This is a genomic window from Dialister histaminiformans (genome assembly GCF_900103425.1).
GTDB classification, from domain to species: domain Bacteria; phylum Bacillota; class Negativicutes; order Veillonellales; family Dialisteraceae; genus Allisonella; species Allisonella histaminiformans.
This window is the reverse complement of record NZ_FMXA01000013.1, coordinates 13,245-25,226: the sequence shown is the minus strand read 5'-3', so window position 1 is coordinate 25,226 and position 11,982 is coordinate 13,245. Positions and strand designations below refer to the sequence as shown.

General features: G+C 47.1%; 9 protein-coding genes. All 9 read left to right on the top strand.

Features of this window, described 5'->3' with window-relative positions:
- Positions 1-185: 185 nt before the first annotated feature.
- The 9 genes from BLQ79_RS08375 to uvrC all read left to right on the top strand — a co-directional run bounded on the left by BLQ79_RS08375 (position 186) and on the right by uvrC (position 11,959).
- Positions 186-425 carry a helix-turn-helix domain-containing protein gene (locus BLQ79_RS08375; RefSeq protein WP_234944939.1) on the top strand — a complete coding sequence of 80 codons (240 nt, stop codon included), beginning with the start codon at positions 186-188 and terminating at the stop codon, positions 423-425.
- A gap of 40 nt (positions 426-465) precedes the next feature.
- Positions 466-1,005 carry an IS30 family transposase gene (locus BLQ79_RS08370; protein WP_234944938.1) on the top strand — a complete coding sequence of 180 codons (540 nt, stop codon included), beginning with the start codon at positions 466-468 and terminating at the stop codon, positions 1,003-1,005.
- 144 nt (positions 1,006-1,149) lie between these two features.
- Positions 1,150-1,434 carry an Asp-tRNA(Asn)/Glu-tRNA(Gln) amidotransferase subunit GatC gene (gatC, locus tag BLQ79_RS05600; protein WP_091364669.1) on the top strand — a complete coding sequence of 95 codons (285 nt, stop codon included), beginning with the start codon at positions 1,150-1,152 and terminating at the stop codon, positions 1,432-1,434.
- Between the two features lie 11 nt (positions 1,435-1,445).
- Entirely contained in the window at positions 1,446-2,897 is a 1,452-nt protein-coding gene (gatA, locus tag BLQ79_RS05595) for an Asp-tRNA(Asn)/Glu-tRNA(Gln) amidotransferase subunit GatA (protein ID WP_091364667.1), read from the top strand.
- A 2-nt stretch (positions 2,898-2,899) separates the two neighbouring features.
- Positions 2,900-4,345, top strand: a complete 1,446-nt coding sequence (gene gatB / locus BLQ79_RS05590) for an Asp-tRNA(Asn)/Glu-tRNA(Gln) amidotransferase subunit GatB (protein WP_091364664.1) — start codon at positions 2,900-2,902, stop codon at positions 4,343-4,345.
- A 246-nt stretch (positions 4,346-4,591) separates the two neighbouring features.
- Entirely contained in the window at positions 4,592-4,921 is a 330-nt protein-coding gene (locus BLQ79_RS05585) for a hypothetical protein (protein WP_091364663.1), read from the top strand.
- Positions 4,922-5,091: 170 nt separating this feature from the next.
- Positions 5,092-7,194 carry an excinuclease ABC subunit UvrB gene (gene uvrB, locus BLQ79_RS05580; protein WP_091364660.1) on the top strand — a complete coding sequence of 701 codons (2,103 nt, stop codon included), beginning with the start codon at positions 5,092-5,094 and terminating at the stop codon, positions 7,192-7,194.
- 69 nt (positions 7,195-7,263) lie between these two features.
- Positions 7,264-10,113 carry an excinuclease ABC subunit UvrA gene (gene uvrA, locus BLQ79_RS05575; protein WP_091364657.1) on the top strand — a complete coding sequence of 950 codons (2,850 nt, stop codon included), beginning with the start codon at positions 7,264-7,266 and terminating at the stop codon, positions 10,111-10,113.
- Entirely contained in the window at positions 10,106-11,959 is a 1,854-nt protein-coding gene (gene uvrC, locus BLQ79_RS05570) for an excinuclease ABC subunit UvrC (protein ID WP_091364655.1), read from the top strand. Before uvrA ends, uvrC begins: the two co-directional genes overlap by 8 nt.
- Positions 11,960-11,982 lie beyond the last annotated feature (23 nt).

The window sequence follows — 11,982 nt, the reverse complement described above, 5'->3', positions numbered from 1 at the left end:
TAACTTAAATTTAATATACATTCATTTTACCATAACGTAGATTGTAAAATATAATGCAACAGTAAAAAACTCATATTGGTAGTTTCCTGTAAAATGTGAATAACGACAAATACATTATAGAAAGGACTACCAATATGAGTTATTCCCATCTTACCATAAAAGAACGTTATCAGATAGAAGCATAGGTGCTTGAAGGTCATTCTGTTCGTAAAATTGCGTCCCTTATGAAGGTACATCCTTCCACCATTTCTCGTGAGTTCAAGCGTTCACCGGGGCAGTATTTCGCTGAACGTGCAGAAGCCCATGCCTCCTTATGCCGCTCTACCAAGGGGAGATGCACCATCTTTACTGCTTCTCTAGCTAAAACCATCTATAACTGGATTCATAATAAACAACTTTCCGTCGATGAAAAGGTTCTTCGTTGATGAAAAGGTTTTTCGTCGTAAAGGAAAACCTTTCAGGACCATGGAAATCAGAGGAAAGTTCTTGATTGGAACTCCCATCTCTGACAGACCGCCCGAAGTAGAGACACGAAAGACTTTTGGGCATTGGGAGATTGATACCGTAGTATCTCCTCGTGGAAAAGATAAGGCCTGTGAAGCCACCTTCCTGGAACGCAAAACGCGTTTCTATGTGACGATTTGTATTCCGGATTGTTCTGCTAAATCTATGCTATATGCGGTTAAACAGCTGATAAAGCGATATGGAAAGAACTGTTTCCGAAGCATGACATCAGACAGAGGGAAGGAATTTGCCTGTTTCCGGGAGATAGAGGCCATGGGCATTCCCTTCTATTTTGCAGAGGCATATTCCTCACGGCAACGCGGAGCCAATGAAAATTCCAATGGTCTGCTCAGAGAATTTTATCCTAAGGGTACATTATTCTCTGCCATCAATCAGGAAGAGCTGGATAGAAGCGTGTCATTGATTAATGAAAGACCACGAAAATGTCTTGGATTCAGGTCTGCATCAGAGATGTTTACACAGGAAATTTCTAATTTGTGAAAAGTGTTGCGTTATTTATTGCAATTCGCTAATTATGAATGAGGTTGGTCCGGATTGTCATTTATTTAGCAGGCTATCTGTTCAAGTTGACTTGAAATCTGGTAAAATATAGAAGCAAATGTCTTAAAGAAGGAAGTGGAAACTTTGAAAATTACAGCTGAAGAAGTAAAAAAGGTAGCTCTTCTTTCCCGTTTATCCTTTACTGATAAGGAAATCGAGGAACTGGAAGACTCTATGAGTGGAATTCTGACCTATATGGAAGAATTGAACCAGTATGACACGGAAAATGTAGCACCAATGGCTCATGCGGTAGAACAGTTTAATGTTATGCGTGAAGATAAGCCGCATACATCTTTTACTAACGAACAGGCTTTGATGAATGCGCCGGAAAAAGAAGACGGTTATTTCAAAGTACCTAGAATCATATAGGAGGCAGACAAGTGGGTTATACAATTCATGAACTTCATGAAAAGCTGATACAGAAGGAAATTTCTTCTGTGGAATTAACCAGACAGTTCATTGCACATCGTCAGCAGGTGGAGGGCGATATTCATGCTTTCCTTTCTGTCAATGATGAAGAAGCACTGAAGCAGGCAGCGGCAGTGGATGCTAAAATTGCAGCAGGTGAAAAAATTGCTGCACTGGCCGGTATTCCCGGAGCAATCAAGGATAACATTGTCATCAGAGGACAGAAATGTACAGCGGCTTCCCGTATGCTGGAAAACTGGACATCTCCTTATGATGCAGGGGTTATTGAACGACTGGAAGCCAATGATTATGTGTCGGTAGGTAAGACCAATATGGATGAATTCGCCATGGGCAGCTCTACCGAGAACTCTTATTTTGGGCCATCCATGAATCCGTGGAACACGGAATATGTACCTGGCGGTTCTTCTGGCGGCAGCGCAGCGGCTGTAGCAGCAGGGGAAGCGGTCTGGGCACTGGGCTCTGATACCGGCGGATCTATCCGTCAGCCGGCTTCTTTCTGCGGCCTGGTAGGCCTGAAGCCAACCTATGGCCTGGTTTCCCGTTATGGCCTTATTGCCTTTTCTTCCTCTCTGGACCAGATTGGACCGATTACCAGAGATGTAACTGATGCGGCTATCGTTCTCAACGCGATTGCAGGGCATGATGAACGGGATTCTACCTCTATCCCTATGGAAAAGGCAGACTATACCGAAGCTCTGGTCAATGATGTCAAGGGCATGAAGATCGGCGTTCCGGAAGAATTCTTCGGAAAGGGCATTAAACCGGAAACCAGAGAAGCTATTGAAAAGGCCATTGCTTTCTTTAAGGAAGCAGGAGCTGAAATTGTTCCGGTTTCTATTCCGCATATTAAGAGCGGTGTATCGGTTTATTACATTATTGCACCGGCAGAAGCCAGCTCCAACCTGGCACGTTATGATGGCGTAAGCTATGGATTCCGTGCTCCGGGAGATAACATTGTGGATATGTACATCAATACCAGAACACAGGGCTTCGGCAAGGAAGTTAAACGCCGTATCATGCTGGGGAACTATGTACTTTCCGCAGGATATTATGATGCCTATTATAAGAAGGCGCTCAAGGTTCGCCGCCTGCTTAAGGAAGACTTTGACCGGGCCTATGAACAGTGTGATGTACTGATTGCACCGTCTGCATCCGGCACAGCATTTAAGTTTGGCGCATTCTCTGATCCGCTGTCTCTGTATATGGAAGATATCTGTACCGTCCCGGTCAACCTGGCTGGTTTACCGTCTATCAGCATCCCGGCAGGATTCCACAATGGACTGCCGCTGGGCATGCAGATTATCGGACCGGCACTGGGAGAAAAGAAGATTTTACGTGCAGCGTACACATTTGAACAGAATCATCCTGAATTCACAAAGACCGCACCGAAAGGAGAAATGTAAGCATGAAATACGAAGCAGTAATTGGGCTTGAAGTGCATACAGAGCTTCATACGGCCACAAAGATTTTCTGTAACTGCAAAACCTCTTTTGGTGCAGACCCGAATACCAATGTCTGCCCGGTATGTCTGGGACTTCCAGGCGTATTGCCGGTGCTGAATAAGAAAGTACTTGAATTTGCTGTGCGTGCCGGACTGGCATTGAACTGCGAAATCTCCCGCTTCAGCAAATTTGACAGAAAGAATTATTACTATCCGGACCTTCCGAAGAATTTCCAGACTTCCCAGTTTGACCTGCCAATCTGTGAACATGGCTATCTCGACGTGGAAGTGGATGGGGAAGTAAGCCGTATCCGCATTACCCGTGCGCATATGGAAGAAGATGCCGGCAAGCTGGTTCATCATGGCTCTTCCATCACCACAGCGGATTATTCCCTGGTAGATTACAACCGTACAGGCACACCACTGTTGGAAATCGTATCCGAACCGGATATGAGATCAGCTAAACAGGCGGTTGCCTATATGGAAAAGATGCGTGCCATTCTTCAGTACTGCGGCATTTCAGACTGCCGTATGGAAGAAGGTTCTCTGCGCTGCGATGCCAATGTATCTGTACGTCCGGTAGGACAGAAGGAACTGGGCACCAAGACAGAAATTAAGAATATCAACTCCTTTAAAGGGGTTGAACGGGCTATTGAATATGAAGCACTGCGTCAGGCAGAAATTCTTGAAGCAGGCGGTACCATCAAGCAGGAAACCAGAACCTGGGATGAAAATGAAGGGGTAACCAAGAGCATGCGTTCCAAGGAAGAAGCCAACGATTATCGTTACTTCCCGGAACCGGACCTTGTCCCGTTCACCGTATCTGATGAATATATTGAAAACATCAGAAAGACACTGCCGGAACTTCCGGATGCCCGTAAGGCACGGTATATGGAATCCTATGGCCTGTCCGCTTATGATGCTGCGTATGTGACCAGCGATAAGGACAGAGCGGATTTCTTTGAAGCTATGGTCAAAGCAGGGGCTGATGCCAAGGAAGCGTGCAACTGGCTGATGGGTGAACTGGCAGGCAAGCTGTCCGAAAACGGTCTGGAAATCAAAGATTCCAAGGTGACTCCGGAAGCTATGGCTGAACTGCTGAAGCTTATCACCAAGGGGACTATTTCCGGCAAGATTGCCAAGAAGATTTTCCCTGAAATGTGGGAAACCGGCAAGAGCGCTGAGACTATTGTTAAGGAACAGGGACTGGTTCAGATTAGCGATACCGGTGCACTGGAAGCCATGGTGGATGAAGCGATTGCTGAAAATCCAAAGGCTGTGGCTGACTTCAAGTCCGGCAATAAGAAGGCTATGGGCGCAATGATTGGACAGATCATGAAGAAATCTCATGGTAAGGCTAATCCGCGCATGGTCAGTGGTATTCTGATTAAGAAACTGCAGGCTCTGTAATCCGGGCTGAATCAACAGTTAAATCATGAACAGAAAAGACTGATGCTTATGAAGGCATCAGTCTTTTTGCTGCCTTCGTGCAGGCAGAAGAGAAAATGGGATGAGATGGATTCTGGATAAAATATGTCAAACTATGATAATATTAAATCATAAGTTGAATGACAGCGTTGCAGGAAAATATGTGCAGGATGTGTTGTAATTGCCGGGTTCTGAAACTGCAGCTGGTCAAAATATGAGGATAAACGGATGACAGAAGATAAGAATACACAGGTTCATGAAGAGCCTCAGGTGATGAGTGAAACCGATGTCCATGATTTTCAGGGCCTTACGCTGAACGAAAACGGACAGGAAGAGCGCAGCCGGGAACAGATGGACTGGGATGATGCTGCAAAACAGGCAGGAATCCATGTAATTCATATACACAGTCTGCCGCTGTGGAAGAAGATCCTGTATGGGGCGGCCTTCATTGGCTTCCTTATGCTGCTGGCAGTCGCGGTCTGGTTTGCCTTTGTCGGATTTGGGGCAATACTGGCCGTCGCGGCTCTGGTTTATGTGGTTTCCAGACTGCTTCGATAAACAGGTAATTAAAAGTGTTGTGACAGTTCACAGCACTTTTTTAATCTTTACACATGGAAAGAGAAAACTGATTCAGGAGAAGGCAAAATGCCGGCCGGACAGGCCCTGGCTGCCCCTGAACATATGGTTGCCTCTGATGATATAATGAGAAAAGAAAACGAGGTACACTTATGAACAAATCCCGCATTAAACGTAATTACCAGGAACCGGCCATTCCTTTCACGCTGAAGGCTCCTTTTAAACCTATGGGGGACCAGCCTAAAGCTATTCACACGCTGGTCGATGGGCTCAATGACGGACACTGGGCACAGGTCCTTGTAGGGGCTACGGGTACAGGTAAGACATTTACCATGGCCAATATTATTCAGCAGGTACAGAGGCCTACCCTTATTATTTCACCGAATAAGACGCTGGCGGCACAGACAGCCAGTGAGATTAAGGATTTTTTCCCTGACAATGCGGTGTATTATTTTGTCAGCTATTATGATTATTATCAGCCGGAATCCTATATACCGACTACTGATACATATATTGAAAAGGATTCTTCAAGAAATGAAGAAATCGACCGACTGCGTCACTCGGCCACAATGGCGTTGTTTGAACGGCGGGATGTAATCATTGTTGCTTCGGTGTCCTGTATTTACGGGTTAGGGGATCCGGAAGATTACAGCACCATGGGACTGTCCCTGCGGCCGGGGGAAGAAATTACGCAGGAGAATTTGTTAAGCCGGCTTGTGGAGATGCAGTATCTGAGAAATGATATAAACTTCACACGGGATACGTTTCGTGTGCACGGGGATACGATTGATGTATTCCCTGCCGCTTCAAATAATACGGCGGTGCGCATTGAAATGTTTGGTGATGAGATTGACCGGCTGACTGAATTTGATGTGCTTACCGGAGAAACGGTGGCAGAACGAAACCATATCGCCATTTTCCCGGCTTCGCACTACGTAACTACAGGACCCAAACTGAAAAGGGCGATTACCAGTATTGAAAAGGAACTGGATGAACGTCTGAAGGTGTTGAAGGCACAGGATAAGCTGCTGGAAGCACAGCGCCTCAAACAGCGTACAGAATATGATCTGGAAATGATGCAGGAAGTGGGATATTGTTCAGGCATTGAAAATTATTCACGACATATGTCGAATCGCAAGCCCGGAGATCCTCCTTATACTCTCCTGGATTATTTCCCTGACGACTATTTGCTTATGATTGATGAATCCCACGTTACGGTGCCACAGCTTCGGGCTATGTATAATGGTGACCGTTCACGAAAGACCACATTGGTGGATTATGGGTTCCGTCTGCCCAGTGCGTTGGATAATCGTCCGCTGACATTTGATGAGTTTACGGAAAGAATCAACCAGGTAATTTACGTATCGGCAACGCCGGGACCGTATGAACTGGGAGTGTCGACCAATACGGCGGAACAGATTATTCGCCCGACTGGACTTCTGGATCCGGATATTGAAGTGCGTCCAATTGAGGGGCAGATTGATGATCTTCTGGGAGAAATTCATAAACGGGAAAAGCTCAATGAAAGGGTGCTGGTTACTACACTGACTAAGAAAATGGCAGAGGACCTGACCGATTACCTGACGGAAATGGGAGTCAAGGTCAGATATCTCCATTCCGACGTAGCAACCATTGAGCGTGCTGAAATCATACGGGACCTGCGCGCCGGGGTTTTTGACGTGCTGGTTGGTATAAACCTTCTTCGCGAAGGGCTGGATATGCCGGAAGTTTCACTGGTCGCCATTCTGGATGCGGATAAGGAAGGCTTCCTGCGTTCTGAAACATCTATGATTCAGGTAATTGGCCGTGCAGCCAGAAATGCGCACGGACATGTCATCATGTATGCTGACAGAATAACCAAATCGATGCGGTACGCCATAGAGGAAACCAACCGCCGCCGCTCGATTCAGCAAAAGTATAATGAGGAACATCATATAATTCCCCGGACGGTGCAGAAACGGGTCAAAGATCTGATTGATCTGACTAAGGTGGATGAAAAGCCGGCCGATTACAGAGGCGGAAAGAAACAGGAAATTTCTGATGATGAACTGTATCAGCAGATTACCGAAACAGAGCGGGATATGAAACGTGCAGCCAAAGCTCTGGAGTTTGAAGAAGCAGCTATGTGGAGAGACAGGCTGGCACAGCTCAGGCAGCAGTGGAATGAACGGTTCGGTTCTCGGTCAGATGCGGCAATGAAGACTATGAAGAGCGGGAGAAAACGAATAAACCGCCAGTTTAAGAAAAGAGTATAACCAAATGATATTAAAGGGGGAAAACCATATAGGGTTTTGTATCCCCTTTTATATTCCCATGGAGGTCTTATGGAAAAAGGAATCGTTATTCAGGGGGCAAGACAGAATAATCTGCAGAATATCAGCCTGACACTCCCGAGAAATAAGCTGATTGTATTCAGTGGATTGTCGGGATCGGGAAAATCGTCCCTGGCCTTTGACACCATTTATGCAGAAGGACAGCGTAAATACGTAGAGTCACTCTCTGCCTATGCCCGGCAGTTTCTCGGTCAGATGAATAAGCCTGATGTAGATAAAATTGAAGGGCTGTCTCCGGCCATATCCATCGATCAGAAATCGACAAGCCATAATCCAAGATCCACAGTAGGCACGGTGACGGAAATCCATGATTATCTTCGTATGCTGTTTGCCCATGCGAGCCGTGCGTTCTGTCCCCGGTGTGGAAAGCCTATAAAGAGACAGACCGTGGATCAGATTGTGGATGCAGTAGAGGACATGGAACCGCGCACGAAGATTATGATTCTGGGGCCGGTGGCATTTGGCAAAAAAGGGACGCACAAGAAGCTGCTTGAACAGCTTCGCCGGGAAGGATATGTTCGTGTACGTGTGGATGGAGCCATCCGGATTCTGGCTGATGATATTATTCTGGAAAAAACAAAAAAACATACGATTGAAGTAGTGGTTGACCGTATCATCATAAAGGAAGGAATCACCAAGAGGCTTACCGATTCGGTGGAAACAGCACTGCAGCTTGGCAATGGTATGGTGATTGTCAATGAAATCGGCGGAGAGGATCATATGTTCAGCGTTCATTTCGCCTGTCCGGAATGTGGGATTTCCCTGCCCAAACCGGAGCCAAGAATATTCTCATTCAACAATCCTCTGGGGGCATGTCCTGCCTGCACAGGCCTGGGGTCATCCCTTGAAGTGGATTTTGATCGGGTGATGCCAGATAAGGACATATCCTTCCGCCAGGGGGCCATACGGCCATTTCCGGTAAATCCGGATAGCTGGCTCATGCGTCAGCTGGGGGCACTGCTTAAACATTACGACCTGACCATGGATAGCTGTTTTAATGATTTTTCCCCAGAAGCCAAAGACGTCTTTATGTATGGGGGCGGAGATCCGCTGGATTTTGAATACGAGAATATGCGCGGCGAAGTAAAGCAGTATACCCGTATGTTTGAAGGCATCATACCCATGGTAAAAAGGCGATATGAAGAAGCGTTTACAGATAAGATGAAAGAAGATCTGGCGGAATATCTGGTGGAACGTCCATGCCCGGTCTGCCACGGGGCCAGGCTGAAGCCTGAAATCCTGGCATTCAAAATAGGAAATAAGAACATTGCAGAAATTTCAGCCATGTCAGTCAGCGCGCTTCTGGACTTTTTCCGTCATGTCGAAATGACAGAAAAAGAAAAGATTATTGCCGCTCAGATTCTGAAGGAAATCAGAAATCGGCTCACCTTCATGGTCAATGTAGGGCTGGATTATCTTACCCTGGCAAGAAGTGCGGCAACGCTTTCCGGCGGCGAAGCGCAGAGAATACGTCTGGCTACGCAGATTGGCTCAGGGCTGGTAGGGGTACTGTACATACTGGATGAACCATCCATCGGGCTTCATCAGCGGGATAATGACCGGCTGATTGCCACATTGAAGGGGATGCGCAATCTGGGAAATACGGTCATTGTGGTGGAACACGATGAAGATACCATCCGGGCCGCTGACTGGGTTGTGGATATTGGCCCAGGAGCCGGCGACAACGGCGGCCGGGTAATGGCGGAAGGAACACCGCAGGAAATTGAGGCCAATCCGGCTTCCATTACCGGTCTGTATCTATCAGGGAAGAAGTATATACCGCTTCCAGAACATCGCAGAAAGGGTAATGGCCTTTTCCTGCAGGTCCTCGGAGCTCAGGAACATAACCTTAAAAATATTGATGTATCCATTCCTCTGGGGGCATTTACTGTGGTTACCGGTGAATCTGGTTCAGGCAAGAGTACGCTGGTAAATGATATTCTTTTCAAAGGCCTGTCCAATAAGCTGAATAAGACGCCTTTTGGAGCCGGGAAATGCCGGGAAATACGCGGAGCGGAATATATTGATAAAATAATTAATATTGATCAGCAGCCCATTGGACGTACGCCAAGATCCAATCCGGCCACCTATGTAGGAGTTTTCAGCGATATACGTGAACTGTTCAGCCAGACCTCGGAGGCCAAGATGAGAGGCTATAAGCCGGGGCGGTTCAGCTTCAATGTAAAAGGTGGACGATGTGAAGCCTGTCATGGGGATGGCATCATAAAGATTGAAATGCAGTTTCTTTCCGATGTCTATGTGCCCTGCGAAGTATGTCATGGCGCGCGGTATAACCGGGAAACACTGGAAGTCCATTATAAAGGAAAGAATATTTATGATGTACTGAATATGACAGTGGATGAAGCGATTCCTTTCTTTGAAAACCATCCTAAAATCCTGCGGAAACTGGAAACAATGCAGGAAGTGGGGCTGGGATACATCCATCTGGGACAACCGGCGACTACCATGTCAGGCGGGGAGGCGCAGCGTGTAAAGCTGGCAACAGAACTGATGAGGAGAAATACCGGGGATACCCTGTATATCCTGGATGAACCGACAACAGGCCTTCATTCAGAGGATATACGTAAACTGCTGCTGGTGCTTCAGAAGCTGGTCGATGCCGGTAACACGGTAGTGGTTATTGAACATAACCTGGATGTGATCAAAGTAGCAGACTACATCATTGATCTGGGTCCGGAAGGGGGCGACTGGGGCGGCGAGATTGTCGCGGTCGGCACTCCGGAAGACATATGCCGTGAGAAAAAATCCTATACTGGACAGTATCTCCGGATAGTTATGGACAGAACGAAGAAATTTATGGAAAGGGAGAAGAATGATTGATGTCAATGACAAAATCCGCGCCAAAGTAGAATCACTGCCTACGACTCCCGGTGTATACCGGTGGAAAGATAAGAATGGCAGGGTTATCTATGTTGGCAAGGCGGTCAATTTAAAAAATCGTGTACGCTCCTATGTACGGGAAGATAAGAACCGGTCACCCAAAGTGGCTGCCATGATAAGGCACGCGGACGATCTGGATATTACCATGACCAATACGGAGATGGAGGCGCTGATTCTGGAATGCAACCTGATAAAGGAACTGCATCCGAAATACAACATTTCCCTGCGGGATGATAAGACGTATCCGTATGTGAAAATTACCGGTGAAGAATGGCCCCGCATCTTTGTGACAAGAAACCTGAAGCGCGATGGATTTTCCCGGTATTATGGTCCGTTTACCGATGTAGGCGGTCTGCGGAGGGCTCTGCGCCTTATTGAAAGGCGGTTTCCGATAAGGACATGCCGGAGCATGCGCGTGGACAGACCCTGTCTTCAATATTACCTGGGGCTTTGTACCGGTCCCTGCTGCGGGAAAATCAGTCATGAGAAATATATGGAATATGTAAAGGCCATATGTGATATTTTTGAAGGAAAGAACACGGAACTCGTCCGTACGCTGGAGCAGGATATGCGCAGAGCTTCTGAACGGATGGAGTATGAGAAGGCCGCCCTGTTCAGAGATCAGATCCGGGCCATTATGAGTGTGCAGCAAAGGCAGAATATCGTAGCTAAGGACGGAGATTTTGATGTAATTGGCCTGGCGCGGGATGGCGGGCATTCGGCCATTGAGATTTTTTATGTACGATATGGAAAAATGATTGGCAAGGAAAATTTCAATATTCCCGAAAGCCAGGAAGAAACAGATGAGGAAATCATTGCGGCATTTATAAAGGATTTTTATGGAGCCAATGCGGCCATTATACCGAAATGTGTACTGGTTCCTGTGCTTCCAGAGGAGCAGAAGCTTCTGGAAGAATGGCTTTCTGACAGGAGAGGCAGTCATGTAGAAGTTGTCGTTCCGGAGAGAGGATTTAAGCGCGGGCTGAAAGATATGGCTATGGAAAATGCAGCTAAATATTTGAAGGATAAAAAGCTGCAGTGGGCATATCAGGATGCCCGGGAGGCGGGAGCATTGAAAAAGCTGAAGGTACTCCTTCATTTGCCCCGGCTTCCGGAACGGATGGAATGCTTCGATATTTCGCATAATCAGGGGGCGGAAACCACGGGGTCCATGGTGGTATTTGAACAGGGGCGTCCGGCGAAGAAGGAATACAGGAAATTTAAACTTCGCACCACACAGGGGAAACCTGATGATTTTAAGTCTATGGCCGAGGTTATGGAACGGCGGTATGGCACAGAGAAAGACTGGCCGGAACCGGATCTGATAGTTCTGGATGGCGGCTTGCCTCAGATGAATGCGGCTATTCCGGTCATTCGCGGGTGCGGTGTAGATGCACCGGTTATCGGACTGGCCAAGCGCATGGAAGAAATCTATGTGGAAGATAGCGATGAACCCATTGTTCTGGACCGGCATGAACCGGCATTGCAACTTCTTCAGTATATCCGGGATGAGGCGCATCGGTTTGTCATTACTTATCACAGACAGTGGCATGCCAAGCGCAATACGGAATCCATACTGGACCATATTGAAGGGGTAGGGCCGGCAAGACGAAAGGCACTGTGGCACGCATTCCGTTCTCTGGATGAGATGAAAAAGGCTTCTGTCGAGGAATTGACACAGGCAAAGGGAATGAACCGGAAAGTAGCGGAAAACGTGTATAATTTCTTCCGTATGCGCAAGGATGAAAAACAGATGGTCATTCATCAGACCGGTCAGAGTAAGTGATTAAGGAAGATATAGCTTATCCT